Raw genomic sequence first — 26,203 nt, forward strand, 5'->3', positions numbered from 1 at the left:
TGTTCCGAGCTACAGTTTCCAAGTGGTGAAAGTCCTACCAGACCCCCACAAGGCGGAACTACCTTCAGTATTCGGCACATCGAGGGTGGTACCCCCTGTGGCAAAATGTTGAACGACATGGCGAGCATGAGAGAACGGGTGCCCGATGTCGGGCAGTGAGCGATGGTTCTGGGAGAAGATCAATGCTGGCTCCACTGCCGTCAGCGGTGATTTCTCCAAGGAGTTCAAGAACGAGACGGTTAAGCAACCTGGTGTCTTCGCTGCGGACCCGGTTCCCGGCGCAGCAGTGTTGCTGGTGCGTGAGGCCATTCAGAACTCCTGGGACGCGGCGCGTGAGCGCTACATCAGCGACAACGGGGGGGGGGGGGGGGGGGCGAGAGAATTTCGCGGTGCGGTTTCGGTTCCGCGAACTCAAGGGCGATGATCGTCAGCGATTCGTCAAGGTGCTCGGCTTAGACGATTTGGCCGATCGGGTTGACGCAGTCGGTATGGAGCACGGCGAGCAAGGCCGCCGGATGCTTGGTCTTAGTGAGCAGGACTGCCTGTCGCTCTTGAGGCAACAGGCTACCCCGTTGCGACTGCTTGAGCTGTCGGAGGAACACGGGGGCGGGATGAACGGCCCTTGGCACGGCGACCGGTCCAAGCTGTTCAAGGCGATGTGCTCGTTGGGAATAACGCCCTCAACCTCAAGCAGGGGCGGCTCCTACGGATACGGCAAGGCCGGATTGATTCGCGGCTCGGCGATTCGCACCGTAGTGGCCTATACGTGCTTTCCGGAACAGCCCGATGACTCTGGCGTGACTCGCCGTCTGCTGGGCATGACCTACTGGGGCAGCCATAGCCTGGAAGGAAACAGCTTTAACGGCACCCGCTGGTTCGCCCGCTCAACCGGCGACGGGGGTAGGCCTTACGAGAACGAAGAAGCTGACGAAGTAGCCCAGGAGATTGGCATAGCGATTCGCAACGCGAGCGTGTCGGCTGAGCTGGGCACCACGCTGCTGGTGATTGATCCAACCGTTGATGCCGACGGTTTGCTGCGTGCCACCGAGCGTTTTTGGTGGCCGGCACTGTGTGACAACGATGTGGCTTTCGAGGTGTCGGTCACTGACGAGACGAGCGAAGAGGGCGAGCGGCACCCGAGGCCGAAGCAGAACCCTGACCTGAGGGCATTCCTGGACACGTTCGACAATGCGCTGACACCACTTGATGCCAGGCGAGACCATTATCGCGAGCACAGTCTGGATCCAATCGGGCGTGTGAGACAACCGGGCACGGTTGCGTTGGCAAGTGACCCTGACGGCTGGTCCTTCCCTGTCGTGGGCACCGGTTTAGGCACAGGCGGCGCTGCCAGGACTGCGCAGTCGGCAGGCGGTGAACTCGTAGGGACGGGTGACCCGATGGCTGCCGAGGTGTCACACAGCAGTCTCGTGGCACTCGTGCGCGGCCCGCGCATGGTGGTGGAATACTTTGAGGCAGCTCGTGTGCCGCCACATATTCGCGGCACTTTCGTGGCCTCGGACGAAGCTGACGACATGCTGCGAGACACGGAGCCGAAGGCGCATGATGCGTGGCAAACCGACGGAAGCTCGGGCGATTTGCCATCAGAGTCGGCAACTTTGGCCAAGACGGTGCTTAAGCGCATCAAGCAGCATGTTGATAAGTTCCGCAGAGACATCAAGCCGAAGCCCAAGCCGGATCGTGAGCTGAAGCTGCCCGTCTGGGATGAGCTGGCTCGCCAACTTGAAGGCAGCGTGCGGGGCCCCGGGTCGGCGGAGGGGCCGAAATCTCAGCAGCGGCCATTCGTTATCCATCCGGGTGGGTCCTTGGAAACCGCTCCCGATGGTCAGGTCCGCCTGGTCGGAAAGGCATCGATCGGCTTCAGTCAACACTATGAGTTGACCTCAGACGAGGGTGATCTGATTGAGGTGAGGGTGCGGTACCAGTTTGAAGGGGCCGATCGTAAGGAGACCCATGAAGAAGATTTGCTCGTCTTTGGGCCGGACGGCTTTGAGGAAGTCGCATCCTTTGCAAACACGTACCGGGGCTGGCTGCGGTCGGACGAGACTGTTGAGTTCACTTACGAAAGCGACCCCTACAACCCCGATTGGTCCGGTGAGTTGAGTGTCGAAGCAAACTTGGTGGCCGATGAAATGAGTCAAAGCAAGTGAGCCGCGAGCAACGGTCAATCCGTCCGTATCGGATTGACCCTCGGCTCGACGGGCTCTTTGCCGACTCGGTGTTGCAGTTCGGGTCGCAGCAGTGCACTGCGGGTGGATCGGTGTCGGTTCGTGACGACTTTCAACAATGCGCTGTGATTCTCAACTGGATGCCCTCGGGTCAGCACGTGCACTTTGTGAGGCGTCTGCGTGAAGGGGTGATCCGTACGGGTCTGCGGCTGGAGGACACCTGTGTGGTGGTAGCGGCGCGATCTGGTTACTTGAAGTTGAGCGGGGTTGTCTTCCGACATTCCCTGGCAAATCCGAGCGAGCTGTCGCCTGAACCTCGGCTTGACTTGGCCCAAGCAGGTGGACGGCCCGAGATATTCCGCTGTGCTACTCACGGCGTAACGATTGACGCTTACATAGCACTTGTAAAAACGCTCCCCCAGGAACGTCGCAAGGCCCTCGCTCCGTGGCGTGTCGGCACTTGGCTGGCGCACGTTCGTTTTCGCGTCAAAACGATGGACGACGCAGAGCTGTTCCGGCCCCAGCTACTCAATGAACAAAAACGCTCAGAGTTGGGCTTACCCGATGGGACTGTCACGTATGCCGTATTCGATGGCAACGTGACCGATGCCGACCGTGAAAGTGCTGATGTCTGCACGTTCTGGGTTGATGAGGAGCTGCTTCGGACCATTGACACCCAGTCCGGATCGGCCGAAGCGGACATGCTGCAGCGCTGGCTGTTCGTCGAGTTCATATCGGCGGTGTTAAATAAATGCCGCACCGAGTTGGGTGGCTCGGCAGAGATTCGTTTGGACGACCTGCGTGAGAGCCTGTTCGGCCGCATCCTGCGCATGCTCGCGGGTAGCAGAGCGAGCGACGACGAGTTGAATATGCTGGCGCGCGACTGTGTGGACGATCCCAGCAAAGCCATTGCGACTGCTCAGGATCAGTTCAAGTTGCGCAAAGCAGCTATCTCGTCGCTAAAAAGCGGTCAGAACTGATGTATCCGCACCTGCCACTTAGCATCGCAATTGAGGCAGCAGAGGAACGCATCCGACGAATGCATCGAAACGGTACTCGGGTGCTTGGCAACCTGGTGGACGACATCAAAGACCGCATCGGCTGGACAGGCAGCGGAACTCACATTGATACCGACCCGTTTGAGCGGGCCCGGGAGCGTATTGAACTGCTCGCCGGATTGACAAGCGATTCTGACGGTGTCCCGAACATCTCTGACCAGGACAAGGTGGAAGGCGAGGCCGCAGCCCACTTGTTTGAGGCAGTTATCAAATCACAAGCAGAACCGGCCGCGCTCGACGACCCGGGCTTCTGGCGCTACGTCGCGCTGGCTCATGTGTGGAACTTCGCGGCCTGGCGAGAGTCCAAAAATTTCACAGCCGTGATCGAAGACGGGGGCACGATTACCATACCGAGGAAACTCGGCCTCTACGTGAATGGCAAGAGACAGTCCGAATGTGTGCCGACGCGGATGTTCCTGCGGGTGCGCTGTTTGGGCGGGATGCCGCACGCGCATCTAGCGGGTGCCGTGCGCGAAGGCACCGACTTCTGGCGCAGCCACATTCTGCGAGTGGTGGCCGGTGAGCATCCCCCCCTAGTGCGGGCCATGGTGCGGTGTCAAGCCGACGAAGCGACACGTTTGTCCACGGGGCCGCTGCGTGAGTTCGCCAAGCAGTTGAACCGCACGCTGGTCAACGTGGTACCCGCAATGCTTGACGACAAGACCGCTGATGCATTGGTGGACGAACTGTGGTGTCTTCAATTGACACAACCGCAATCGACATGAGCTCTGCTACGACGATGTCGCGCCAGCTGCATCGGGTGTTCACCGTCGGCGATTACCGAATGACTTCGGCGATTGACCTGCGTGCAGATTCCGTAATCAGCGAGGAGCTTGCCTGTGCCATTGAGGAGGAGGCGCGCACCGATCCTCAGGGCGCGTGGTGGAAGGCAGTGCTCGCCGGCGCAGCCCCATTTGCGACCACTGGCAGTGAACGAAACGGGGATGATCTCGGCCCGGTTCGAGTGGTTGACCTGTTCTGCGGCGTGGGCGGGCTGACGGCTGGCACAATGCTCGCGGCGGCGGAAATGGGACACCAGGTTCGCTGCGAACTGGCTGTTGATGCCGACGGCGATGCCCTGGCTGTCTTCGCTCGCAACCACGATGCGCGGCGAACGGTTGATGAGTCGGTGCAGGGTCTGGTCGACTACCGCGTGCGAGGAGAGGGTCTAGATGCCGCGTTCGTGTACGCTCCGGAGCTGCTTGATTCCGACCTGGCTCAGTGCTGTGCAGATGTGGACCTGGTTGTCGCTGGGCCACCGTGTCAGGGGCACTCCAACCTGAACAACCACACTCGGCGCAACGATCGGCGGAATCATCTGTATTTGGGTGCGGTGGCGTTTGCGCTGGCATCACGAGCGCGGGCAGTTCTCATCGAGAACGTCGTCTCGGTGCTGCACGACAAGGACCACATAGTAGATAGCGCGCGTGCGTTGTTTGAGGCACACGGATACCTAGTCACCGATGGCGTGCTGGCCGCACATGACCTGGGGTGGCCACAGACACGTCGGCGCCATTTTTTGGTTGCTCAACTGCCCGTGAATGGGCGCAGGCTTGTGCCCCTCCCAGATGTAGCTGAGGCTCTGCACGAGTCGACTTGCCGCTCCGTGATGTGGGCCATCGGCGGTGAGCAGTGCCTCTCACACGATCCGTCGCTGCATCAACCCACGGAGCTGACACAGAAGAACAGGGACCGCATCGGGTGGCTCTTCAAGAACGACGAGCACGATCTTTCGCTCGAGGAACGCCCCGACTGTCACCGCAACGGAACCACCTACGCCTCAACATATGGGCGCATGCGAGCAGACCAGCCGGCACCGACGATAACCACCGGCTACACGACACCAGGGCGAGGCCGCTTCGTTCATCCTCTTGAGCCGCGCACACTGACCCATGCCGAAGCGGCCCGGCTGCAGGGCTTCCCGGACACCTACCGCTTCGAACCCACACCGGGCCATCCCGCCACGCGAACACAGTTGTCGAAGTGGATAGGCAACGCCGTCCCAATCCCGCTCGGCTACGCCGCCGCGCTCAGCGCCCTCCTACCATACTTCGGCTCGCCCGCAGGACCCTCAGTCCCTACAAAAGATCACCCTCGCCACCCACATGTTGAAAAGCACCAAGCGTTGTGATCTTGGTACCTCAGCCCATCATTTACTTTTTATATATCTGGAGCCATTGTCTCCAAGTCGTTTTCGGTTGCCAAACGCCACAAAGAGCCATTGATCAACACGGAGTTGCTGCTACCCGGCTCTGCCGGATGAACGCGAGCACTGACCGATTTACCTTTGGCTGGTAATGGGAGTCCAAGTCCGCGAGCAATTTCCCTGTGTGTCTCATACTGGCCAAGAATGATGATTCCTTCTGCTTGTAGCTGGCTACGGGCCCCACCATTAGCCCGGATACGTTTCATGTAGTCGGCTTGTTGAGCAACTGTGGCCACGACACCGCGTCCGATTCTTTGACCTTGCACGGTACGGAAGAGCCTCCTGATCCTTTCTGCTCCAGACCTCGGCTCCATGATATGACTTATGTCCCGATCGGATATCTTGAGAAGGACATTGGGTGGGAGTTCGCTATCGTAGAAGAGCCAGCGTATAGTTGACATTCCATCCCGGCTTAGAGTAACTTTTCGGTCCCTGTTGCTACCCTTGGTAAGAATCTCTCTGAGTGCTCTAACTAAGCCCAATGTCCATTCAGCTTTAGAATCATTAGCCCATATAAGTAAGCACAATTCGCCTTGAGCTTCTACAGGTATCATCCAGCCTCCAAGCCTTTGTGAATACTTACAGTCTACCTCGATTCCTGCGATCTTGTAGTCTAGTTTGTCCCCGTCAGTAAACCGGAACTCCCGCTGCATGTTTATCTCTACCAGGGTTCCACAGTGGGTCTTTTCTGTTTTATGAAGTTGGTCCCATTTGTACCGGCCACTGCGTTGACCATCATATAGCTGATCTAGTATATCTCGAAGCACAGCAGCGACTCGACTTTCAAAATTCTGAATTCCCATTAGTTCTTTAGCGACTGTGTCCAGTTCAGGATCTACGGTAGTGCCCATTGGTCTATATAAAATTAAAAGTACGGTTTCTGCAACAGCCTATTATGTATTGATTTCCAGTCATATGGAACGAAGGAGTTGGGCGGTATGGAGAGCAATTACTTTACCCAATAACGGGGGCACAGCATTGCCGATCTGGCGGGCAATCTCAATCTTGGTCCCCTCAAAAATAAATGTATCTGGGAAGGTTTGGAGACGGGCTGCCTCCCGATGAGTGATGGGGCGGTCTTCTCTGGGGTGCAAGTATCTACCCTTCTCGGGCTTGTAGAACTCGGTACGGATCGTGAAGCTCGGTCGGTTCCACCACAGTCTACCCATGACATCGGTGGTACCTGTTGGTTTGTTGGCCCAGCACGCAGGGGTCAAGTCAGGCCGTACCCGCTGGAGATCGAACCGGTTTCCTCCCTCGGGGATAGCCCGGTACCGTTCCAGCGAGGCCGGGCGAGGGTTCCTCCGAATATGCAGATCTTGCAAACCGTTTCTGATGACAGGTTGGTCGGTCGTCGGAATAGGTGGTAAATCCCCGATGGCATCACGCACTGTTTGAACCGGTTCCTGTCCAATGGGACCATGTCCATGTGTGGGCGGTGGGGGCCATGGAACCTTCCGGCCTCTTACGGCAACGAAGATACCGCGACGCCTGCTCTGAGGCACTCCGTAGTCTGCCGCGTTCAACACTCCGAATCCATATCCGTACTTCCTGAGGATAGGATGTGATGCCATCCGTCTGCGTAGTTCATCGAACTCGGAGGACTTTTGGAACTCCGGGACGTTCTCGATTACAAAAGCCAGCGGTTTTACTTGCTCAACCGCGGACAGGTAATGCTCCCAGAGTGCATTCAACCGGGTACGAGACTTGTCGTCCCTGTCGCGACCGAGTGGGGAAAAACCCTGGCAGGGAGGGCCACCGACGATGATTTCCGCGTCCGGGTAGGTGATTGGATCGAATCCCTCGATGTCACTGTCGTATACCCCCACTCCGAAATTGGTTTTGTAGGTCAGCGCGGCTGCGGGATCGTGCTCGACAGCCAGTACCGGCTCGAACCTGAGATCGACCATTTCGTCATTGGCCAGCTCGAACCCCAGAGACAAGCCACCTGCTCCGGCGAACAGGTCGATCGACCGCATGGTTCTTGACATCCCTTGTACCTCGCTTTCCAGAGCAGACCGTAGTACGCCCACAACTTACTTGGATGTCATTATGGGGAACCCGGTGACACAATCTCCACTGTAGGCACAGGATGTGCAATCTCAGCGACCGAGCGGTTGGGGCTGCTCATCGGCAAGTGGCGGGGAATCCACGACTCCGGGTGCCCTTGGTCTGATGGACCGTAGGCGCTGGATGTACGCCATCTGCACGCGGTCGGCTGCGGTCACGATCTCGTGCTCCCAGAGACGCAGGGGTTCCCAGCCGCCTTCCCGAAGGAGGCGATCGGTGTCGGTGTCGCGCCTGCGGTTCGCCTCGATCTTGTTTTTCCACCACTCGGCGTTGTTCCTCGGCCATGTTCCATGTGTAGGGCAGCCGTGCCAGAAGCACCCGTCCACGAAGACGGCGAGACGGAGTCCGACGAACGCTATATCGATTGACCTTCTCGGGTTACCCGGCACCGGGTAACCCACCCGGTAGCGCAGACCGCGGCGGTGGAGCTCCCGCCGAAGCACCATCTCCGGTTCGGTGTCGCGAGTTCGCTGTCGCGACATGCGTGATGAGACTGACTTACGATTGGAGTGATCCATACCAGGGGTTTTCCCAGCGTAACGCGCTTGAGATGCCGCTGGCGGTGGTGAGCAGGCGGTGGGAGTGTTCGGGGCTCGTGGGTATGGGTGGCCACCACCGTTGCCTGCGTTTCCCTGCTCCCACGGGTGTGAAGCAAATTTATTTAAAATTACTGTTGATATTTGAAAATTGGTGAGCTAGGGTGCTCTTGCTGGCTTTTGCCAGGGTTATCGGCCCTACGGGCCCCTGTCGAACATGTCGAACGGAGTGGTCGTATGGGTCGCACGCGTGGGGCATGGCTGGTTGTTGCGCTGGTGCTTACCGCTTGTGCCGGCTCGGATATCGATTCAACCGAGGTAGCTTCGCGGGCTGCCCAGGGAAACTCGGGGGCGGCGGTGCTACCGGGGTCACCCGAACCGGAATCGCCGGAGGGGACGGTAGCTGGTCATGGCCCCTCGGGTTCGGTCTCTCACCACCATGATCAGCCCGCCGCCGCTGCCGATCCACCGGAGTCGGCTCCGGACTGGCGGGACACACCTCCCGGTGCCACCGATGAGGGCGGGAACCACAGCGAGGAATACCACCTGCCGCCCGAGTCGCTGAAAAGTGCGTGGACCGAGGTATCCCCCGGTCAGTACCGGGTGCTGCGACCCGCCACTCAGGAAGAACTGGGTGGCTTCCGGGTGATCCTGCCACCCCCGGAGGCCGTGGATTGGATGACTGGGTGCGTGAACCACCACGCCGACTCATCGGACTCATCGGCGTGGTCGCAGGAAGTGAGGGTGTCGCAAGCCGTACTGGGCTGCACGACCAGCGCGGGGCTTATGGAGCACGCGATACAGCGTTACGGTGCCGACCGGGAGTGTGTGCAGCGGGCGTATTCCGACGACTACAACGCGGTCGGCGGGCAGGGGAACTCCTGGACCCAGTGTCCGACCATAGGGAACCCGAGTCCGCTGGATGGGCGTTCCTTCGCGGAGAAATGTCGTGATGCCGTATTGCGAGGCCTGGAGCTGAAGGGCCACTCCCGGTCGGAGAAGATCGCCGCGGACACCTGCCCGCTGTTTGAAGCTGACCTCGCTGCCCACCTCGCGGTTCCGGGAACAACCCGTTTATGTGCCGAGCACTGGGTTCTGAACGCCGTTCTCAATGCCGAGGCTCCCGGCTCGGTGCCCGGATTGCAGAAGCATGTGGGGGTGAACACCAATGGCACGTGTTGATCGTATGGGGCTGACCACCGCCCCTCTCGATGTGAATGGTGACCAGGCCAAGAGGGTAAGCGTTGGCCGTATGAGGGTGGCGGTCATCGTCGTTTTCATCTCGCTGCTGGCCACCCCATTTGACTCTGCGCCGGTGGCCGCCGACCTAAAACTCAGTTTCAACCCTCCCTCCTGCGCCAGCGCATCGGTGGGTCAGTGGTGCTGGACCAGTCGGGTGCGGAATGTCCACGAGTACACCCACACCAACCAGTTCGTGGAGTACGCCGGGACACCCTATGGCAAGCGGCCTACAGGGAGTATCCGCTCCAGCACCTGCGTGGTTCACGGCACCAGCGAGGGGTGCGGCCACAGTTCACCCGCGGCCGACACCCCTGGGGCCTGGTACGAGTTTCCCGCGGGAAATCACTGGTGGACTCCGAGGACGTACTACTGGAGCTACACCATGCAACAAAAGCCTGATCCTGGCTGTCCCGCGGGGTTGCATAAGCATTTTGGCCATAGTGGGGTTTGCCGGCGGGAGTCCGGTTCGGAGCCTTCGTGTGCGGGCAGGGCCGGTCGTACTCTGTATTGGGTTGGTCCGCATCCGAGTCATGCGACCCGGTCCAAGACCTGCCCGTTACCCACCCCGGAGCCCACTCGCCCACCTCCGCCGCCTCCTCCCCCTCCGCCTCCTCCTCCCCCGCCTCCTCCTCCGGTGCAGACGGCTACTCCGGTGCCCACTCCCCCGCCTCCTCCTCCCCCGCCTCCCCCGACTCCGCCTCCGGTACCGACTTCGCGTCCCACTCCGCCTCCCCCTCCCCCGCCTCCCCCGGTTCCCACTCCTCGGCCTTACCAGCCGCCTCCCCCGCCTCCCCCGGTTCCCACTTCCCGGCCTTACCAGCCGCCTCCCCCGCCTCCCCCGGTGCCCACTCCTCGGCCTTACTGGCCTTACCAGCCGCCTCCCCCGCCGCCAGCACCCACTCCTCGGCCTTACCAGCCGCCTCCCCCGCCGCCGGTTCCCACTCCTCGGCCTTACCAGCCGCCTCCCCCGGTGGTGACGGAAAAAATCTGCTCGTCGGGGTGGACCGAGCAGACCCGGATGTCGTTGCTGGAGCGGGTGCGATGGGAGTCGATTGTTCCCTACGCCGACGGCTTCATCGGCCATCACCACCCGGAGGTACCCGGTGGCCAAATATTCCTGACCTCGGCCTCCACGCCGGGCAACCCCACGCGCCACTGGATAGCTCTGCAAGCGGGGGCCACGCTGGATGTGTTGGACAACCCGGTGAATGGGTGCTGGTGGACTGCGACAGCCGTGGGGGTGTCCTTTCGGGAGTTGCTTCCGTATGAAGCCTCCGATCTGGCCGAACTGCGATCACCGGGTAATACGGCCGCGGCGGGTGCGGCTCGTGCTGCTGCCGGACTCTGGGATCGGATGGATCAGCAGCGCAAGCGGTGGTTCGTGACGGCGTTCCCGCGATCCGACCCTCGAACCGTCTGGTGCTCACCCCAGGAGTTGCCCCCCTGGACCGAGCCGAGCCGCGGGGTGCTGTACCTGTCCACCGATTGGCGGTATCGCTACGAAAAGTGTCGGTGGGCGATTCCCCGGCGCGGCTTTTGGGAGTGGCAGCTCAAGGTCGAGTACACCTCTGAACAAGGTCACCGCCACACCGAGGTGCTGGCCTCGGACCTGTCCTGGTTCCGTGAGCCCAACGATTATCTGAACGAGCGGGTAACGATATGGTGACCCTTCCGGAGAAGGATCAGTGGTCGCCGGCGGCTTGGCCGGTGAGCTTCCGCCGGCGGTTGCTGGCGGCGGGGGTCGTGCTGGTCGCAACCGTGCTGGCCATTGTCGCCCTGTCCGGCAGCGGCGAGGATGCCGCCGAGATACCGGTGGTGGCTGCTGCCGAGCGGTGGGTCGAGGGGCATCCTCCCGGGGAGCACGTCACCATGAGCATGCCCGCCGACCTGGCTGCGCTCTTCACTGACCCCTCGGAGCTGGACAGCACCGTGGTCACCACCGATGTACCCGAGGGCACGCTGGTGTCACCGGCAATGCTGCGCCCACGACCCGATGACAACAACCGCCGCACAGCGTTGATACGGATTGAGGCGAACCATGAGATGTGGTCCGGGGCCGGGCCGTACCCGGGGGCCCGGGCGGTTTTCGCCGGCACCCCCGGCGGTTGTGCGGTTGCTCTGGTGAACCTGGTGGCTACCGGAACTGACGGCAGCGATTCGAGCGTGACGATAGAGGCCGACCCCGAATTGGCCGCCGTCCTGGCCGGTGAGCAGTGGTGGATATGGGAGTCTCCTCCCGCGGGCTGGCCCCGGTGTGAGCCCGCGACGTACCGGGATGCTCTTCAAGTGCCCTGTGAGCCCGGCGGGGCCGGATGCCGGGTTGAGGAGGTCAACTGATGCTGCTGGCGGTTCGTGATCGTCTGCTCGGGGTTGAGGCGGCCCAGCGAGTGCTGGACGGGGTGCTGGACGGGATGACCACCGCCGCTCCCGACGTGGTTCTGGCCTCCTCATCGGTGGAGATCGACCGGGCCTCGGCGGCGGGCCATCCCACGGTGCTGTCACTGGGTGAAGGCGAGCCGGCGGTTCGCCTGGAGTCGGCCATCGCCTCGGCGGCCGCGGTGCTGTGGATCACCTCGGCCGACTGCACCGATGTGCGTTCCCAACTCCGGTTGGACAGCGGTCCGCGCCGGTCCACGCCGATCGTGTCGGTGGTGGTGTCCGATGAGCAGCCCGATCTGGACAGTCCCCGCCGCGAGCGCGTCTTCGCTCTGTGGGTGCCCCCGGAACCCACCCGGGGGCACCTTCGGCGACTCCGCCGGCTCGGACGCAGGTTGGTCTGGGCGGCGGCTGCGCCCCGCCGGCTCGACCCGCTCGACCGCGAGACCCATCTCTGGTCGGCCTCGCAGGCCGCTCAGGGTCGGCTGGCCGACTTGCTGACCGAACCCGGGGTTGAGGAGTTCCAGATCAGAGGGGGCGAGTGCATGATCGTCCACCGCTCCGAGGGGCAGAGAGAGCGCCGGGAATCACCGTTTGCCTCCAACGAGGAGCTGGTGGAGACGGCCCGGCAACTGGCCAGCTTCTCCGGTGGGCATCCCCAGCGGTTCGACATGCTGGACAGCCGGCTGGACATTCGCCTCGGTGACCGGTGGCGGCTCCACGCCGAGGCATTTGTGTGTCATCCCCCCACGATGGTCCTGAGATCGAACATGGCCGGCAAAGCCACCCTCGAGGCTCTCAATGTCGCCAGCCCGCAGTTGAGGAAGATCCTGGTGGGCGCGGTTTCCGGCCCGGTCAGGGCCAACGTCGTGATCGCCGCCGCGATGGGGGGCGGCAAGACCACGCTGTGCCAGGCCCTGCTGGCCACAGTCGATGGTTCGGAGAGGATAGACACCATCGAAGACACCCCCGAGCTTCGCCTGGCCCAGTACGGCATCCACCCCAACAGCTTCGAGCGACTCACCCGTGACGCCAACAACGACGGGGTGGGCAAGCTGACGATGAGCGACCACATCCGGGACGCCAAGCGGGCCAACTCGTCCAAGCTTGTGATTGGGGAGACCAGGGGTGAGGGCACCCTCGCGCTGCTGGATGCCATGAGCAGCGGGCTAAACGGCTGCCTGGTTACCCTGCACAGCCAGCCGGGGCCAGGAGTGCTTGCCAAGCTGGTGTCCTACGCGTGCAGCGAGGGGGCCGATCCCCGTTTCGCTCGCCAGCAGATAGCCATAGCCGTGCACCTTCTGGTGTGGATGGGTCGCAACGAGCAGGGGGAGCGGGTTATCTCAGACGTCACGCAGATAGTCAGCTATGACGATGAGCACGACACCATCGCCACCCGATGCCTGTGGTCACTACAACCCGGCCGGCGGTGGGCCTCCCCGGTGGATCGGCCCCACGGGCAGGCCGAGCGTTTGTACCAATCGGTGGGAATCCAACTTCGACCGGCCGGCAACCGAGGGTCCACACCGCGCCCATCGGCGGATCAGCCATCCGGAATCGCACAAAAGGTCGCGGTTCCTTCCGGGGCCAAACCGTGACTGCCCAAACCCTGGTGGTCGTGGTTGCCGGGGTCGCGCTGGGGGCCGTTATTTGGTGGCCGGCGTCGTCGGGAGGCCGCTCGGGGCTCCGGTTCGCAAGCATGGCGATCTTGTCCCTGCCCCGCCGGCTCTCGTCCTGGTCCGGGCCGGTGATCGCAGCATCGGTGGTAGCCCTCGGATTCGGGGTCGGCGCGGTTTTGGTCGGGGTGGTTACGGGGATGGGGGCAGCCGCGCTGGCCGGAGTGTGCGTGTGGGCCTTCGCAGTGCAAGCGCGCTCACGCCGCGCCCTGGTCGAGACCGATGAGCTGGCCCAACTCGCCGGGGTGCTGGCCAATCAGGCTCTGGTCGCCCCGACGGTGGTTCAGGCTGTTCGCGAGGCGGCACCACTGGTCTCGGGCCGGGTCGGCATAGCAGCCCGTCAGATGGCCGCGGAGTGCGAAACCGGAGGGCTGGTGGAAGCGGCCAGCCGGTTCGCAGCCACCATCAGGCGCCCTTTGGCCGAGATGGTGGTCACGATGCTGTCCGAAGCGTTCCGCGGGGGTTCGCAGTGGGTGAACCTGGCCTCGGTTCTCGCCGATGAGGCTGCTGAGGCGGCTGAGACCGCTCGCCATTTCCATCGCCAGGTGGCTGCTCTCATGCCCCAGGTCGCGGTCACCGTCGTGATGGCTGCCGGCATGGTGGCCATCACCGGTTTTGCTGCCCGGGACGTGGGGGCTTGGCTGATCTCGGCGACCGGTCAGCAGCTCCTGCTGGTGCTGGCTCTGTTGATTGTTGTGCTCTGTGCCCGGGTGGTGGCCCCGGCTTGGCGGGCCGCCCGATGATGTTGCTTGTCGGGTTGTCAGGGGTGGTGGCCGCGGGCTTTTTGTTGTTGACGGTGCCCCGGGCCGGGGGTCAGGCCACGGTTCAGGCTTCGGCGATGGGGTGGTCGCCCTCTCGAATTTCCGCGGTCGGATGGGGTCTGTCGGCAGCGGCCGCGACCATCGGCGGTTCGGTCGGGTGGGCGCTGTCGGGCCGGGCCGTGGGTATGGCTCTGGCGGTGATTGCCGGCACATGGTTACCCCGGTGGGTACCGGCCGCGGTTCGCTTCATGGCCGCAGCCGCCTACCGCAACGAGCGGGATCACAAGATGCTCGAGTGGATGCGCAAGTTGCGGCTTCTCACCGCGTCGGGTCAGCCCATCAACGCCGCTGCGGTCAACGCCGCTCTGACGGTGACCGGTCGGGCGTTCACCGTGGCTCGGGGGGCCATAGGGGGAGCCCTGGAGGCGGGACGGGATCCCCTGCCCGCGGTGACCGCGGTGATAGCCGGCTCCCCCACCGAACCATTGTTGAGCTCGGTGGTGGCGGCCGAGCGGGCGGGGGCCGCATCCTCGGACTTGCTGGACAAGTCCCTGTCCCGATCCATCCGGACCCTGGAGTCCGAGAGGCGCCTGGCGATCGACCAGCTCGGCCGGGCCATAGCCACAACGGTCACGCTCGTGGCCGCCATCGCTGGTCTCACCGTCATGGCTGCCGTGATCTTTGTGCTCTGAGCCCTGCCGGCAGCCCCCAATACATCGGAGAACCCAACCATGCAATCAGCCATTGTCCAGATGATCCTGATCGTCGTCGGCATTGCCGCCGCGGCGATCGTGTCCATCATCGTCTACGCCCAGCTCAGCTCCAACGCTCCCAAGGAGGGGGATGAGAACATCGACAAGGCAAGAATCAGCAGCCAGACGCTGTGTGAGGCGGTAGGAGGCACTTGGAAAAGCAAGAAGTGCGCCTAGTAGGCACTCATGGCCTCCTCACTGGTGGTGCTGCGCACTGCGGTACTGCTCATGCTCCTGCTGGCTCTGATAACCGGGCTGTACGTGAGCCACGTCACCCGGCTCTCCACCGCCGCGGCGGCCCAATCAGCGGCCGCCGCGGCGGTGGAGGCCGCCACCGCCGCCGGTTGGCAGTGCCGGTCCGCTCCCCCGGCCGAGGCGGTGGTTGCCGCCTCCCGGGCCGCCCTGGGTCAGATCGAGCATCTGGCGGTGCAGCCGGTGGCTGTCGAGGTGGATGCCGATGCCTGCAACCTGATCGTCACGGTTACCACAGCCCCGCTGGATGCTCGGGTGTCAGCGCTCAAAACCACCGCCACCGCCTGCCACTCGGTGACCGCCCCCGTGGCTTTGAGTGTTCCCGGGTCGTGTTGATGATGTCTAGGTTTCGAGCATCGGTGGGGTGTCGTGGCTTTGAGTGTTCCCGGGTCGTGTTGAGGGGGTCTCGGTGAGCGATGCCATCGCCTTCTTGTTGGTCTTGCCGGTCATGGTGCTGGGTCTGGTGGTGCTCAATGCCGCCGGAACGCTGGGGGCGGCTAACTACCGGACCTCGATCTTCGCGGAAACCGCGGCGGTCTATGCCGCCGATGCTCTGGCCGGTTCCAATGCTTCCCATCTCCAGCCATCGGCCCGGCCCCGCTGGAGCGAGGTGGTTGCCACCGTGGAGCAGTCCGGGCTGGCTGCCACCGCCGGGGTCTGCAACCAGACCGGTACCGGCTTCAATGTCAGCGTGGTATCCCAGCCCCGGGCCTCCGACCGATCCGGTGATTTGGCCTCGGTGGCCGTGGTGGCCGGCTGCCCGGTCGAGCTGGGAAATCTGCTCGTAACCGGCAGAGCCGTCGCCGTGGCCGTCGAACCCGTCGGCTAGGCCGCGTTGTACACGGCCATCGTTCTTTTGGCCCTGGGTATGGGGGTTGCCGTGACCACCGGGTCGCTGGCCGACCATGCCGAGTTGATGACCAACCGCAACCTGGCCGCGGTCCGGGCCGAGCGAGCCGCCGCCGAGTTTGTTGACGGCTGTGGTGGCCGCGGCTGCAATCCGGCCGTGGTGAACACCACCCGCATCGATGGTACCGCTCTGGTCGGATGCACGATCCAGGATGCCAACTCGACAATCCTCCGGGTGAGGGCCCGGATAACCTGGGCCCCCAGGGTGCTCATCGCACTCACCCCGGCTACGGCCACGGTCGCCGTAGACCTCGGGGGGTTCGCCGTTCCGGCCAGGGCGGTGCTGGAGCGATGCTGAGCGTAAGTTCTTTGATGGTGACCAGATGGGTTGGCAGGGGTGGTGCTATGTGGTCAGTGGTTCTTTGGTGGGGCTCAGATGGGTTGGCAGGGGTGCTGGCTTTTGCTCTGGTGGTGCTATGCGGTCAGTAGTTCTTTGATGGGCCCCAGATGCGGTAGCGTGGCCGCCGGTGTCTCGAAGGATAGAGATTGAGCTGACCAGCCGGCGCTCCGACGGTTCCTGGACATGGCGGGCCGCCGGAGCTCGCGAACCCAAGGGCGATCTTCCCGGCGATTTGCTCACTTTTTCGGTGGAGGTGGGTGATGAGGTGACCGCCGAGGCCGAGTTCCACATGGATGGCATCGAGATCATCGAGGTGTTTGCTTCCAAGCAGAAGCGCCCCATGCCCGAGACGCTGGAGATAATGGGATCGGGCCGGGAGCAACCGCTGGTCACCACTCGTTTGGTCGCCGGCCGCAAAGGGAGCGACCGGAGCGATCGGCGGGACCGGAACGACCGCCGAGATCGGCAGGACCGGCGGAACCGGAGCGACCGCCGAGATCGCGGCGACGGTAAGGATCGCTCGCGATCGAAGCCCCACCGTGAGGATGATCGACCCCAGCCCCGGCGCCTGCGCCCCCAGCGGGTTCATCGCCAGGCAGTGATCGACAGCCTGCCCGATGAGCAGAAGCCCATCGCCGAGAAGATGGTCCGGGATGGTATTGGTTCGGTGGAGCAAACCCTTAGGGATAAACGCAAAAAAACCCGAGACTCAAACCGATCAGACAAGAAGTCGGTTGGGGATGAGTCGGCTGTTGTGGGTAAGAAGTCGGCTGGGGGAGAGTCGGCTGTTGTGGGTAAGAAGTCCGCTGAGGGAGAGTCGGCTGCACCGGAGACATCAGATGACTTTGTGGCTGTGGCTCGCAAACTGCTCCCCCGGCTGCGGGCCGCGGAGTGGCGGGATCGAGCTGAGGCGGCGTTGGCGGGGGCAAATGAGATCGACTTGCGGGATCTCCGGTCGGTTGTGGTGGCCGCCGAAACCGGAGCAAGCGACGACGAGGCCAAGAGCATGGCCGAGGAATTGCGGACCAAGCTCACCGAGCGGGTCGACCGGGAGCATTCCGAATGGCTGGCCGAGGTGGCGGCCACATTGGCCGACGGTCGTATGGTCCGAGCCCTGAGGCTCAGCTCCCGGCCCCCCAAAGCCGGGGTACCCCTACCTCAGGACATAGTTACCCGATTGACCGAGGCGGCCAACGCCGAACTGGCCGGTGACACCCCGACCAAGCGGTGGATCACCGTCATGGGAGCAGTGGCGTTCTCACCGGTTCGTTGGACCGTGCAGCCCCAGGGCGTACCGGAGAAACCCGACGAGGAACTGCTTACCGAGGTAAAGAAACTGGCCACCCGGATTCCCCACATCGCGGCACTGTTCGGGGTGGAACCCTCTCCCGCTCCGAAACGCAACCGCAGGGGCCCCAGAACCCAGGCTGCTACTGCGGAATAATTTGATGGTCGGCCAAGAACTGTTGAAGGCCGTGCACCAAGTCCCACTGCTCCAGGTCGTCGAAAGCGACCCAAGCTGCATCGGTGGCATCCGATCCGGCGATCTCCTGGCTGTCCGGGGCCACGGCGACCCGGTAGTCAACCACCACGAAGTGACGGCGGCGCCCAATGAGTTCGGTCCAACCGAGAGCTTCGCCGACCACCCCGTTAAGCCCGGTTTCTTCTCGTAGTTCCCGGCGGACGGCATCGGCCAGGCTTTCTCCCCGCCGTACCCTGCCCCCGGGAACCGACCACAGCCCCTCCCCCGGCGGGTGACCCCGGCGGATGAGCAGGATGGAGTTATCCCGCACCACCACAGCCCCCACGCACAGTTCCGGTCCGGTCATGTGGTGTGGTCCTGGTTCAACCGGGTGTGCGTGTTCCGGTCCGGTCATGTGGTGTGGTCCTGGTTCAACCGGGTGTGCGTGTTCCGGTCCGGTCATGTGGTGTGGTCCTGGTCCAACCGGGTGTGCATTATCAGCCCGTGGGCGGTCATCTTGAAGGTCTCGAAGAAGTTCTTGGCGGCGCGGTGTCCGGGCAGTACGAATGCGTCTATTGCCACCAGCTTCTCGTTGCCGGCCCACAGCAGCAGTGCATTGAACAACGACTCCCCCACCCCCACCGAACGGGCATCGGGGGTGACGAACAGCTCCCCGATCCGGCCCACCGGTGATCCATCCAGGCGTATCCAGCGCCGGGCCCACCCATAACCCACCACCGACTTCTCCCACACCCCTATCAGCAGCACGGCATCGGGATCGGCCAGCAACTCCCGGAAGTGATCCTCCAGCGGTTCGGGAGCAGCTTCGGTGGCCAGCCAACGCTCTCCTCCCCGGTACTCCAAAGCCTCATGGCGGGCTTCGCGGGCCAAGCCGGCTACGAGATCCACCTCGTTTGGTTGGGCCGCTCGGGCTGTTTTTCCGGTCGGAGATTCACCCACCGGTCAGCCCGGTTCTGGGTTGGGGGTTTGTTCGGAGTCGGGGTGGGTAGAGGCTCGGCCCGGGGGGTGCCCCAGGGCCATGCGCCCCAACAGCCGGGCCGCCTCCAGATGCCGCCGGCCTCGGGCCGCCAACTCCTCGCCCAACCGGTCCGGTCCGGCCAAAAGCCCCAGGGGCAAAAACACCAGGACATCGAGCAGCCGGTCCAGTGTTTCTCGGTGGGGGTCGGGTTCGTCCGTCGCGCTCACAGCCGGTCCAGTGTTTCTCGGTGGGGGTCGGGTTCGTCCGTCGCGCTCACAGCCGGTCCAGTGACGGGCAGGGCTCTTCTCCTGATGGGCATCGAGGGTTGTCACGGGGTCCGAACTGGCCGGGGCTGACGATCAGGAAACACCCCTCGCAGGTCCACTCGTTGTCGCGTTTGGGGGCTACCTGGCCGGCGGCCTCCGGTTGGGGTTCGGGATTGTCCTCGTCCTCGTCGTCGCCCGCGGCCAGACGATCCTTGAGGATGGTATCCAGATCGTCCTCAACATTGTCGGGATCGATGTCCTCCTTGTCCTCGTTCTCATCGTCGGACATGGTCGAACCGCGCCTGGATCCGTTGCTTACCTCCTCGTCCTCATCGTCATCCTCGTCGTCGTCCAGATCGCCATTCAGGTCGTCGTCCAGATCGCCGTCGAGGTCGTCGTCGAGATCGTCATCCAGATCGCCGTCCAGGTCGTCGTCGAGATCGCCGTCGAATTCGTCGTCCAGATCTTCACCATCGAAATCGTCCAATGGGATTTCCTTGTCTTCATCAGGGTTGGTCATTTTCCCCTGGGCCCTCCCTCTGTCCGCGCGGATCATAGACACCCATGAGCGGCAATGTGTGCACTTACCGGATCAATTTCGGATCAATTTTGTCGAGGCTCAAGCCTGTTGCTCGGCCCGGCGTTTTTGTTCGGTACGGCTCTCGGCGTTCAGGCGACCCAGGGGGGGTTCCTCGGCGAGATCGACGAACTTCATCATCTCCGCGATGGCCGTGTGCCCGGCCTCGTCCCGGATGAGCCTCCACATCTCCTGCCCGATCCTCCGGTACGCGGAGTGACCCTGGGGGGTGGTGCGCAGTTCTATGAGATGCATGGCCGAGCGGGCGTTCAGGCTCATGGCGAATCGCACCTTGTAGGCGAGGCACACCGCGTAGGAGGCCTGCTCGGGAAAGTCCCGGTCCAGCAGGTGGTACAGGGCCTCCGACCGTTCCATGACCTCGTTGAACACCAGGGTGCAGCCCGCGGCATCCACCGCCTCGGGGCGGGTGAACCCGTGTCGGGGGGTGAGCCTCTGCCACTCCAGCGTGAGCATGCGATGGCGCTGGAGGTCCCGGAAGGCCCCGTAGTCTGCCATGATGTCGAACTGGTAGAAGGGGCGCTCCAGAGCTCGGCCCGGTTTGTGGCGGCGGTTGGTTCTGGACCCGACGTAGGCTCGTATCACCGATAGCCGGTCCTCGGGGCCCATGGCCCTCGCCTCGCGCTCCAATTGTTCCTCGGGCAAGTGGGTGTAGGGATAGAGCATGGAGGCCACCATCTTGATTTCGGCGTCCGGGTCGAAATCCACCAGACGAACCGTGGGGGTGTCATCGACGGGTAGGTCGGGGGGTAGCAGATGGTCGGCCACCTTCTCCATGGAAGTCCGGATATCTTCCAGGTAGTGGCTCCAGGCCACTCCCCGGTCATCCAGGTCGACCCGCTTCAAGAAGGACGGTATGACCTTGCGCAACTCGGTCAGCATCAGATCGGCATAGGCCCGGACCTCCGGCAAGCCGTGGGACCGCATCCGCAGCAGGAGCAGCTCGTACGACTGGCCGGTACCGTAGATGCCCACGTTCGACACGGTGGCCGCCGGGAGCAACCCCCGGACGGAGTCCAGCGCCTTGGCCCGGACGGCGCGGCGGTAGGCGAAGTCGGAGGAGCTGGAATCCTTGGGAGCGTGGCGGCGGTAGAAGTCGGTCATGGCCGGCAGGAGCCGGCCGTAGGTCTCGAACATCCGGTCCATGTCGCTCACATAGCGGCCCGACAGGGGTGACTCCCCCACCCGGGGGTCGCGGTAGTAGCGGTAGCGGCCCCCTATCCGCTCGAGATAGTCGATGTAGCGGGTTGATTGTTCCAGGTACGACATCAGCCGGCCCCACTCCAGCACCTTGGTCAAGATGTTGGAGGCCTGCTCGCAGGCCAGATGCACCCCGCCCAGTTGAGCCACCGAGTCGTCCCCGTACTCGAGGAACACTCGGTCGTAAAGCTCCTCGGCCCGCCTGAGACCGACGGTGGCGTCGATGGTCTTGTCACCGGTTATGTCCAACTCGCCGACAAACTCGTCCAGAAACAATCTCCGCAATGATTTGGCCGATCGGCTGTAGCGGGCGAACAGGGCCCCCTTGACAACCTCCGGCAGGTTCACCAGAGCGAACACCGGCTGGTCGAGGTTGGTGAAATACCGCCGGAGTACGCCCTCCTCCTCGGCGCTGAACCGCTCGGCGACGTATTGGCTAATCAAAATTTGCTGCCCGCCATCAATCCGGGCTCACCGGTGGGCACGATTCCTCAGGCAATCCTGGCTCACCGGTGGGCACGATTCCTCGGCCCATCCGGGCTCACCGGTGGGCACAGTTCCTCGGCCCATCCGGGCTCACCAGTGGGCACGATTCCTCAGCTCCGGGCCTGGGTCAGGTCGTTGGCGGCCCGATCCAGGGAGTCGGGATCCAGCCACAGATCGACCACCGTCATGGCCAGAAGTTTCGCTCCGTCCAGCACCGCCCGGTCGCCGCTGCTCGATCTCGCATGGTGGGCGAACTCGGGGGTATGGATGGCTACGTGCTCGGGGGCGACCTTTATCATGGGGTGGATCGAGGGTACCGCGTAGCTGACGTTACCCATGTCGGTGCTGCCCACCACCGCCACCTGCCCGGGCTCGTCCACGATCCGCCCCGCAGCAGCAGCGTTACGGACGTAAAGGTCCAGCAAAACCCGGTTGTCGAGCATGTCGGCGTATACCGGTGCCATGCGCCGGCAGTCGATGTCCACCCCGGCGGCTCCAGCTCCGGCCTCCAGGCAGGCCACCACCCGTTCTCGCAGGTCGTCCAGGCTGTCGCTTTTGGGGGAGCGGACGTACCATTCCGCGGCCACGTCGTGGGGGACGATGTTGGGCTTGTTCCCGGAACGGGTGAAAATACCGTGGATTCGCTCGTCGGGGCGTATGTGCTGTCGCAGCGCCGCCACGTTCATGTAGCCGAGGACGGCGCCGTCGAGAGCGTTGCGTCCCTGATGGGGAGAGGCGGCGGCATGGGCCGACCGGCCGGTGTAGACGGCTTCGATCTGCTCCACGGCGATGGCGTTCATGCGGGCCAGTTCGTGGTTGGCGGGATGGATCATCATGGCTGCGCTCACCCCGGTGAAGGCACCCCGCTCGAGCATGTAGCACTTACCTCCTCCCCCTTCCTCTGCCGGGGTTCCCACAACGCTGACGCGGCCCCCGAGTTCATCGGCCAACGAAGCCGCCGCCAATCCGGCTCCCAGCCCGGCAGCGGCAATCACGTTGTGGCCGCACGCGTGCCCTATCTCGGGCAGCGCGTCGTACTCGCAGATCACCGCTACATGGGGACCGTCGCGCCCCGCGTGGCCCACGAATGCGGTTTCCAGACCGTAGGCCGAGCGCTGCACATCCAGCCCGGCCCCCTCCAGGGCTGAGCACAGCAGATCGTGGGCCGTGTACTCCTCGAAACATAGTTCGGGAACCTCGTGGATCCGGTGGGAGATCTCGATCAGGTCAGCGGCTCGGGCATCCACATCCGCGGCTATCCGTTGCTTGGCCACCTCGGGGGTCACAATAGGAATGCTAGTTCTCGTGTGAGCGGTTGCCGTGTGTTTGCCCCCAACCGAGTACGAACCGCTCAAGTTCTCGTGTGAGCGGTTGCCGTGTGTTTGCCCCGGGCTGCGTCCGTTCAGACCACTACGGTGAGTGCGGCCGCCTCCACCCGGATCGATAGCTTGGATGTCCGCTGAACCGGCTGCCCGTCCAACTCCACCATCAAGGGCTGCTCCAGTACTGCCTGGAAGGCGCTGGTGCGGTGATAGCGGATATGAGGGTGGGGCAGATGATCCCCGGTGCCTAACCGGTGCCGGGCTCGCAGCCGGTCCCCGATTGAAAGGCGGCCGTGGGAGATGTCCAGCAGCCCATCGCCGGGGTGGGCCCTGGGTCCCAGATTCCAGCTTCCTCGCCACGCCGCGTTCATGGCCACCAGTACCTCCCCGCCCCAACCCCGGCGCCGGGCAACCAGATGGGCGCAGAACCAGAACAGCCGGCCGTCGAGCAAAACGGCACCGACATCCACCGCGAATCGCCAAGATTCGGGTGAACGCAACGAATCGGGGTTGCCCCGGCCTCCCAGCGTCCGACACAGATCGCCGCCCAGAAGGCCCAGTTCGGGCAGCGGTCGGTTGGTCCGCCGGGCCTCCTCCACAAGGGTCCGGGCCTCGGCGTCGCGGCCCACCAGCACGCCATCGGGTCCCAGGCCTCCGGGTTCGCCCCAATCCCTACCCCGTTGAACCGGCATCGGCTCTCCGGGGGTCCCCATCCTCGATGGTTCGGCGTCGTTCCCGCCGGGCCCGTAACCATCCGAAACCGATGGCCATCTCGTAGAACAGGTACATGGGTACCGACAGCACTATCAGAGTGAAGGGATCCCCGCTGGGGGTGATCACCGCCACCAGGGCCACGATGCCCACGATGGCGAAGCGCCGCCCCCGGATCAGTTGGCGGTAGTGGATGATCCCGGCAAGCTGAAGGAACACCAGCAGGATGGGAAACTCGAAGCCTATGCCGAATGCGGCCATCATCTTGATCACGAACGACAAGTACTTGGCCGGGGAAAAGCCGGTCACCAGATCCTCGCCCCCGATAGAAGCCAAAAAGTTCAACGCCCGGGGGATGCTCCAGTAAGCCAGGCCGGCTCCCAGAGCGAACAGCAGGGCCCCGACCACCGTGAACGCGACGGCGTGGCGCCGTTCACGGCGATGCAGGCCCGGTTGTACGAACCTCCAGATCTGCCACAGGATCACCGGCACAGCCAGAGTCAGCCCCCCGTACCCCGCTACCGTCAGCCGCACGGAGAAGGGCTCCAGGGGATCCAGCACCAGCAGTTCGCATCCCCCGAACAGGTTCCGGCGGGTTGCTTCCTCGGTGATGGTCTCCTCGGGAATCACATCGCAGTACGGCTGGACCAACCTATCCAGGATCTGGGGATAGAACACCCAGCACACGATGGCCCCGGCCACCACGGCCAGAACACATTTGATGATTCGTTTCCGGAGCTCGGCCAGATGCTCCATGAGGGGCATGGTCCCGTCGGGGGATCGGGAACGGCCCGTCCCGGTGTCGTTCACCGCTCAGGGGCCGGCTCGCCCCCCTCTTTGTTTTGCTTCACCGCCAGTTCTCCCCGGCGCCGGGCCTCGGCCTCGATGGGTTCATCCAGGGCATTTTGCAGCTCCTGCTGGAATCCGGTGCTGATCTTGCGAAGCAATCGAACGGCCTGACCCACCTGCCGGGCAGCTCCGGGCAGTTTTTCCGGTCCCAGCACCACAAGGGCGATCACCGCGATCACCGCGATCTCAGCCCATCCGAGGTTGCCCACGCCCAAAGGTTATCGCCAGTTCGGGCAACGGGACACCCCGCGGGTGGTGACCCGCCCGCCGCCGCTTTGATGTCCAAGGGTTATCGCCAGTTCGGGCAATGGGACTGCTAGAACTGCGGAAATGGCCCCCAGGATCTCTCCCCTTCAAGTCCCCCCGACCGGGTTCGCTCATCGGGGGGCCCGAGCCCACGAGCGGGAGAACACGCTGGAGGCGTTCTCCCTGGCACTGGATATGGGGGCCACGGGTTTGGAGAGCGACGCATGGGTCACCGCCGACGGGCAGGCGGTGCTGGACCACGACGGATTGGTGCGCTCGAGCCGGTTGAGGCGACGGCGCCCCATTTCCGACTGTCGCCGCGACGAGTTGCCCGGCCACATCCCCACGCTGGACGAGCTGTTCGATGCCTGCGGTGCGAACTTCGAGCTCTCACTGGACCTCAAGGACCCAGGGGCCGTGGCCGCAGTCATGGCCAGCGTTGATGCCGCTGCGGACCGCACCGGTCTTCGGCTCAGGGAAAGGTTGTGGCTGTGCTACCCAGAGGTGGACACCCTTACGGCATGGCGGGATCGCTGGCCCGATGTGCGCCTGTGCAACTCCACCCGGCTGAGCCGTATGGACGGCGGTCCCGAGCGGCGGGCCGCCGTGCTTTCCCGGGCCGGGATCGACGCGGTGAACCTGCACCAGGTGGATTGGACCGGGGGGCTGGTCACCCTGTTCCACCGGTTCGGCATCTTGTGCTTCGGCTGGGATGCTCAGCAGCCCCGAGTGCTCAAGGAGTTGCTGGACATGGGGATCGACGCGGTTTACAGCGATCATGTGGATCGCATGAGTGACGCTTTGGGTGACTGCTACCCTGGAGCCAATGAGCGGTAGATACCCGGGGATCGAGAGTTCCAATGGGGGGGACGGCCCGGGCGAGATCGTTTTCAGGGATGTGGAGGCCAGGTACGGAAACGGTCCCGTTGCCCTGTCCGGTGTGAATTGCCGATTGCAGTACGGCACCTGCACGGCCCTCATAGGGTCCAACGGTTCTGGGAAGACCACCCTGCTACGGCTGCTGTGCGGTTTGTTCCGACCGTCCGCGGGCATGATCAGCCCGATGCCCGCGAAGAAATCGGTTGCGCTGGTGGCCCAGTACCACGGCAACCAGTCCTGGATGCCGGTTACCGTGGCCAGCGTTTTGCGCATGTCCCGTTACAGCAACCAGGGCCTGGTCAGGCGGCTGAAGGCAAAGGATCGGGAGTTGATCGAGGAGTCGGCCGAGCGGATGGATGTGGCCGACCTGGGTGACCGGCAATTGGGGGAGCTGTCGGGAGGTCAGCGTCAACGGGTGCTTGTCGCCCAGGCTCTGGCCCGTGATGCCCGGATCCTGCTGCTGGACGAGCCCGTCGCCGGCTTGGATCTACCCAGCCAGAAAAAGATCCTGAGCATTGTCGAGGAGGAGCGCAAGCGGGGTCGCATGGTGGTCATGTCCACCCACAACATGCATGAGACCAAGTTTTGCGATCAGTGCCTGCTACTGGCCAACCGCCTGGTGGCCGTGGGAACGCCCTCCGAAGTTCTGAGCAAGGAGAACATGCAGGAGGTATTCGGTCCGAGGATGCCCCATGGCGACAACCATGACCTTGTTTTCCAAGACGAGAACTCCGATGATTCGGATGAGTTCATGCATTTCTTCGACGATCACGGCCATGATCACAGCCACCACCACTCCGGCAATTAGATCCCTGCGTAGGATTTATTCTGGTTTTTGTAGACC

The 26,203-nt window shown here is 63.4% G+C and carries 31 protein-coding genes; 18 read left to right on the forward strand and 13 right to left on the reverse strand.

Annotation, left to right across the window (positions count from 1 at the left end):
• Nucleotides 1-145: 145 nt before the first annotated feature.
• From ACOGXC_RS03795 to ACOGXC_RS03815, 5 genes are read left to right on the forward strand one after another with little or no spacing between them, the layout of a single operon-like run.
• On the forward strand, nucleotides 146-424 hold the full coding sequence (locus ACOGXC_RS03795; RefSeq protein ID WP_419919383.1) for a hypothetical protein: 279 nt from the start codon (nucleotides 146-148) through the stop codon (nucleotides 422-424).
• A complete protein-coding gene (locus tag ACOGXC_RS03800; RefSeq protein WP_419919384.1) occupies nucleotides 390-2,168 on the forward strand; it encodes a hypothetical protein in 1,779 nt (592 codons plus the stop codon). Before ACOGXC_RS03795 ends, ACOGXC_RS03800 begins: the two co-directional genes overlap by 35 nt.
• Nucleotides 2,165-3,166, forward strand: a complete 1,002-nt coding sequence (locus tag ACOGXC_RS03805; RefSeq protein ID WP_419919385.1) for a hypothetical protein — start codon at nucleotides 2,165-2,167, stop codon at nucleotides 3,164-3,166. Before ACOGXC_RS03800 ends, ACOGXC_RS03805 begins: the two co-directional genes overlap by 4 nt.
• Nucleotides 3,166-3,969, forward strand: a complete 804-nt coding sequence (locus ACOGXC_RS03810; RefSeq protein WP_419919386.1) for a hypothetical protein — start codon at nucleotides 3,166-3,168, stop codon at nucleotides 3,967-3,969. Before ACOGXC_RS03805 ends, ACOGXC_RS03810 begins: the two co-directional genes overlap by 1 nt.
• Entirely contained in the window at nucleotides 3,936-5,375 is a 1,440-nt protein-coding gene (locus ACOGXC_RS03815) for a DNA cytosine methyltransferase (RefSeq protein WP_419919387.1), read from the forward strand. The genes ACOGXC_RS03810 and ACOGXC_RS03815 overlap by 34 nt, the downstream gene beginning before the upstream one ends.
• A gap of 29 nt (nucleotides 5,376-5,404) precedes the next feature.
• On the opposite strand, the gene ACOGXC_RS03820 is transcribed toward ACOGXC_RS03815, so the two are convergent.
• From ACOGXC_RS03820 to ACOGXC_RS03830, 3 genes are all read right to left on the reverse strand, one after another.
• The gene (locus ACOGXC_RS03820; RefSeq protein ID WP_419919388.1) at nucleotides 5,405-6,301 is read right to left on the reverse strand and encodes a NaeI family type II restriction endonuclease; all 897 of its coding nucleotides are present in this window, start codon (nucleotides 6,299-6,301) and stop codon (nucleotides 5,405-5,407) included.
• 60 nt (nucleotides 6,302-6,361) lie between these two features.
• Nucleotides 6,362-7,429 (reverse strand): DNA cytosine methyltransferase, encoded by a 1,068-nt coding sequence (locus tag ACOGXC_RS03825; protein WP_419919389.1) that lies wholly within the window; start codon nucleotides 7,427-7,429, stop codon nucleotides 6,362-6,364.
• A gap of 123 nt (nucleotides 7,430-7,552) precedes the next feature.
• The gene (locus ACOGXC_RS03830) at nucleotides 7,553-8,038 is read right to left on the reverse strand and encodes a very short patch repair endonuclease (protein WP_419919390.1); all 486 of its coding nucleotides are present in this window, start codon (nucleotides 8,036-8,038) and stop codon (nucleotides 7,553-7,555) included.
• 255 nt (nucleotides 8,039-8,293) lie between these two features.
• On the opposite strand from ACOGXC_RS03830, the gene ACOGXC_RS03835 reads away from it, so the two are divergent.
• The gene (locus ACOGXC_RS03835; protein WP_419919391.1) at nucleotides 8,294-9,238 is read left to right on the forward strand and encodes a hypothetical protein; all 945 of its coding nucleotides are present in this window, start codon (nucleotides 8,294-8,296) and stop codon (nucleotides 9,236-9,238) included.
• A gap of 704 nt (nucleotides 9,239-9,942) precedes the next feature.
• Here the strand turns inward: ACOGXC_RS03835 and ACOGXC_RS03840 are convergent.
• Nucleotides 9,943-10,194 (reverse strand): hypothetical protein, encoded by a 252-nt coding sequence (locus tag ACOGXC_RS03840; RefSeq protein WP_419919392.1) that lies wholly within the window; start codon nucleotides 10,192-10,194, stop codon nucleotides 9,943-9,945.
• Nucleotides 10,195-10,271: 77 nt separating this feature from the next.
• On the opposite strand from ACOGXC_RS03840, the gene ACOGXC_RS03845 reads away from it, so the two are divergent.
• From ACOGXC_RS03845 to ACOGXC_RS03890, 10 genes are all read left to right on the forward strand, one after another.
• On the forward strand, nucleotides 10,272-10,964 hold the full coding sequence (locus ACOGXC_RS03845) for a hypothetical protein (protein WP_419919393.1): 693 nt from the start codon (nucleotides 10,272-10,274) through the stop codon (nucleotides 10,962-10,964).
• On the forward strand, nucleotides 10,958-11,635 hold the full coding sequence (locus tag ACOGXC_RS03850) for a hypothetical protein (RefSeq protein WP_419919394.1): 678 nt from the start codon (nucleotides 10,958-10,960) through the stop codon (nucleotides 11,633-11,635). The genes ACOGXC_RS03845 and ACOGXC_RS03850 overlap by 7 nt, the downstream gene beginning before the upstream one ends.
• Nucleotides 11,635-13,272, forward strand: a complete 1,638-nt coding sequence (locus ACOGXC_RS03855; RefSeq protein ID WP_419919395.1) for an ATPase, T2SS/T4P/T4SS family — start codon at nucleotides 11,635-11,637, stop codon at nucleotides 13,270-13,272. Before ACOGXC_RS03850 ends, ACOGXC_RS03855 begins: the two co-directional genes overlap by 1 nt.
• On the forward strand, nucleotides 13,269-14,093 hold the full coding sequence (locus ACOGXC_RS03860) for a hypothetical protein (protein WP_419919396.1): 825 nt from the start codon (nucleotides 13,269-13,271) through the stop codon (nucleotides 14,091-14,093). The genes ACOGXC_RS03855 and ACOGXC_RS03860 overlap by 4 nt, the downstream gene beginning before the upstream one ends.
• Nucleotides 14,090-14,803 carry a hypothetical protein gene (locus ACOGXC_RS03865; RefSeq protein WP_419919397.1) on the forward strand — a complete coding sequence of 238 codons (714 nt, stop codon included), beginning with the start codon at nucleotides 14,090-14,092 and terminating at the stop codon, nucleotides 14,801-14,803. The genes ACOGXC_RS03860 and ACOGXC_RS03865 overlap by 4 nt, the downstream gene beginning before the upstream one ends.
• Nucleotides 14,804-14,842: 39 nt before the next feature.
• Nucleotides 14,843-15,040 (forward strand): hypothetical protein, encoded by a 198-nt coding sequence (locus ACOGXC_RS03870; RefSeq protein ID WP_419919398.1) that lies wholly within the window; start codon nucleotides 14,843-14,845, stop codon nucleotides 15,038-15,040.
• Between the two features lie 9 nt (nucleotides 15,041-15,049).
• Complete coding sequence (locus tag ACOGXC_RS03875) at nucleotides 15,050-15,451, forward strand: hypothetical protein (RefSeq protein ID WP_419919399.1); 402 nt, start codon at nucleotides 15,050-15,052, stop codon at nucleotides 15,449-15,451.
• Between the two features lie 73 nt (nucleotides 15,452-15,524).
• The gene (locus ACOGXC_RS03880; RefSeq protein ID WP_419919400.1) at nucleotides 15,525-15,944 is read left to right on the forward strand and encodes a hypothetical protein; all 420 of its coding nucleotides are present in this window, start codon (nucleotides 15,525-15,527) and stop codon (nucleotides 15,942-15,944) included.
• Between the two features lie 51 nt (nucleotides 15,945-15,995).
• Nucleotides 15,996-16,322, forward strand: coding sequence for a hypothetical protein (locus ACOGXC_RS03885; protein ID WP_419919401.1), 327 nt, complete (start codon nucleotides 15,996-15,998; stop codon nucleotides 16,320-16,322).
• A gap of 169 nt (nucleotides 16,323-16,491) precedes the next feature.
• Nucleotides 16,492-17,808 (forward strand): hypothetical protein, encoded by a 1,317-nt coding sequence (locus tag ACOGXC_RS03890; protein WP_419919402.1) that lies wholly within the window; start codon nucleotides 16,492-16,494, stop codon nucleotides 17,806-17,808.
• On the opposite strand, the gene ACOGXC_RS03895 is transcribed toward ACOGXC_RS03890, so the two are convergent.
• From ACOGXC_RS03895 to tatB, 9 genes are all read right to left on the reverse strand, one after another.
• The gene (locus tag ACOGXC_RS03895) at nucleotides 17,795-18,193 is read right to left on the reverse strand and encodes an NUDIX hydrolase (RefSeq protein WP_419919403.1); all 399 of its coding nucleotides are present in this window, start codon (nucleotides 18,191-18,193) and stop codon (nucleotides 17,795-17,797) included. The two genes, ACOGXC_RS03890 and ACOGXC_RS03895, sit on opposite strands and share 14 nt — an antisense overlap.
• A 92-nt stretch (nucleotides 18,194-18,285) precedes the next feature.
• Nucleotides 18,286-18,735, reverse strand: a complete 450-nt coding sequence (locus ACOGXC_RS03900) for a GNAT family N-acetyltransferase (protein ID WP_419919404.1) — start codon at nucleotides 18,733-18,735, stop codon at nucleotides 18,286-18,288.
• A 54-nt stretch (nucleotides 18,736-18,789) separates the two neighbouring features.
• On the reverse strand, nucleotides 18,790-19,032 hold the full coding sequence (locus ACOGXC_RS03905) for a hypothetical protein (RefSeq protein ID WP_419919405.1): 243 nt from the start codon (nucleotides 19,030-19,032) through the stop codon (nucleotides 18,790-18,792).
• A gap of 46 nt (nucleotides 19,033-19,078) precedes the next feature.
• Entirely contained in the window at nucleotides 19,079-19,591 is a 513-nt protein-coding gene (locus ACOGXC_RS03910) for a hypothetical protein (protein ID WP_419919406.1), read from the reverse strand.
• A 99-nt stretch (nucleotides 19,592-19,690) separates the two neighbouring features.
• Nucleotides 19,691-21,310, reverse strand: coding sequence for an FAD-dependent thymidylate synthase (locus tag ACOGXC_RS03915; protein WP_419919407.1), 1,620 nt, complete (start codon nucleotides 21,308-21,310; stop codon nucleotides 19,691-19,693).
• 152 nt (nucleotides 21,311-21,462) lie between these two features.
• Complete coding sequence (locus ACOGXC_RS03920) at nucleotides 21,463-22,638, reverse strand: M20 family metallopeptidase (RefSeq protein WP_419919408.1); 1,176 nt, start codon at nucleotides 22,636-22,638, stop codon at nucleotides 21,463-21,465.
• Between the two features lie 116 nt (nucleotides 22,639-22,754).
• A complete protein-coding gene (locus tag ACOGXC_RS03925; RefSeq protein WP_419919409.1) occupies nucleotides 22,755-23,366 on the reverse strand; it encodes a hypothetical protein in 612 nt (203 codons plus the stop codon).
• Nucleotides 23,347-24,195: a twin-arginine translocase subunit TatC gene (gene tatC, locus ACOGXC_RS03930; RefSeq protein WP_419919410.1), complete on the reverse strand. Its 849-nt coding sequence runs from the start codon at nucleotides 24,193-24,195 to the stop codon at nucleotides 23,347-23,349. Before tatC ends, ACOGXC_RS03925 begins: the two co-directional genes overlap by 20 nt.
• Nucleotides 24,192-24,443, reverse strand: a complete 252-nt coding sequence (tatB, locus tag ACOGXC_RS03935; protein ID WP_419919411.1) for a Sec-independent protein translocase protein TatB — start codon at nucleotides 24,441-24,443, stop codon at nucleotides 24,192-24,194. Before tatB ends, tatC begins: the two co-directional genes overlap by 4 nt.
• A gap of 121 nt (nucleotides 24,444-24,564) precedes the next feature.
• On the opposite strand from tatB, the gene ACOGXC_RS03940 reads away from it, so the two are divergent.
• Complete coding sequence (locus ACOGXC_RS03940; RefSeq protein WP_419919412.1) at nucleotides 24,565-25,317, forward strand: glycerophosphodiester phosphodiesterase; 753 nt, start codon at nucleotides 24,565-24,567, stop codon at nucleotides 25,315-25,317.
• Nucleotides 25,307-26,167 carry a metal ABC transporter ATP-binding protein gene (locus ACOGXC_RS03945; RefSeq protein WP_419919413.1) on the forward strand — a complete coding sequence of 287 codons (861 nt, stop codon included), beginning with the start codon at nucleotides 25,307-25,309 and terminating at the stop codon, nucleotides 26,165-26,167. Before ACOGXC_RS03940 ends, ACOGXC_RS03945 begins: the two co-directional genes overlap by 11 nt.
• Nucleotides 26,168-26,203: the final 36 nt, after the last annotated feature.

The organism is Candidatus Poriferisocius sp., assembly GCF_965202595.1.
GTDB lineage: Bacteria > Actinomycetota > Acidimicrobiia > Acidimicrobiales > Bin134 > Poriferisocius.

Excerpts from the sequence above, each read along its gene's own strand:
- ACOGXC_RS03795 (WP_419919383.1), top strand. The coding sequence starts at position 146 with ATGTCGGGCAGTGAGCGATGGTTCTGGGAGAAGATCAATGCTGGCTCC.
- ACOGXC_RS03810 (WP_419919386.1), top strand. The coding sequence starts at position 3,166 with ATGTATCCGCACCTGCCACTTAGCATCGCAATTGAGGCAGCAGAGGAA.
- ACOGXC_RS03820 (WP_419919388.1), bottom strand. The coding sequence starts at position 6,301 with ATGGGCACTACCGTAGATCCTGAACTGGACACAGTCGCTAAAGAACTA.
- ACOGXC_RS03825 (WP_419919389.1), bottom strand. The coding sequence starts at position 7,429 with ATGCGGTCGATCGACCTGTTCGCCGGAGCAGGTGGCTTGTCTCTGGGG.
- ACOGXC_RS03830 (WP_419919390.1), bottom strand. The coding sequence starts at position 8,038 with ATGGATCACTCCAATCGTAAGTCAGTCTCATCACGCATGTCGCGACAG.
- ACOGXC_RS03835 (WP_419919391.1), top strand. The coding sequence starts at position 8,294 with ATGGGTCGCACGCGTGGGGCATGGCTGGTTGTTGCGCTGGTGCTTACC.
- ACOGXC_RS03850 (WP_419919394.1), top strand. The coding sequence starts at position 10,958 with ATGGTGACCCTTCCGGAGAAGGATCAGTGGTCGCCGGCGGCTTGGCCG.
- ACOGXC_RS03855 (WP_419919395.1), top strand. The coding sequence starts at position 11,635 with ATGCTGCTGGCGGTTCGTGATCGTCTGCTCGGGGTTGAGGCGGCCCAG.
- ACOGXC_RS03865 (WP_419919397.1), top strand. The coding sequence starts at position 14,090 with ATGATGTTGCTTGTCGGGTTGTCAGGGGTGGTGGCCGCGGGCTTTTTG.
- ACOGXC_RS03870 (WP_419919398.1), top strand. The coding sequence starts at position 14,843 with ATGCAATCAGCCATTGTCCAGATGATCCTGATCGTCGTCGGCATTGCC.
- ACOGXC_RS03875 (WP_419919399.1), top strand. The coding sequence starts at position 15,050 with ATGGCCTCCTCACTGGTGGTGCTGCGCACTGCGGTACTGCTCATGCTC.
- ACOGXC_RS03895 (WP_419919403.1), bottom strand. The coding sequence starts at position 18,193 with ATGACCGGACCGGAACTGTGCGTGGGGGCTGTGGTGGTGCGGGATAAC.
- ACOGXC_RS03910 (WP_419919406.1), bottom strand. The coding sequence starts at position 19,591 with ATGACCAACCCTGATGAAGACAAGGAAATCCCATTGGACGATTTCGAT.
- ACOGXC_RS03925 (WP_419919409.1), bottom strand. The coding sequence starts at position 23,366 with ATGCCGGTTCAACGGGGTAGGGATTGGGGCGAACCCGGAGGCCTGGGA.
- ACOGXC_RS03940 (WP_419919412.1), top strand. The coding sequence starts at position 24,565 with ATGGCCCCCAGGATCTCTCCCCTTCAAGTCCCCCCGACCGGGTTCGCT.
- ACOGXC_RS03945 (WP_419919413.1), top strand. The coding sequence starts at position 25,307 with ATGAGCGGTAGATACCCGGGGATCGAGAGTTCCAATGGGGGGGACGGC.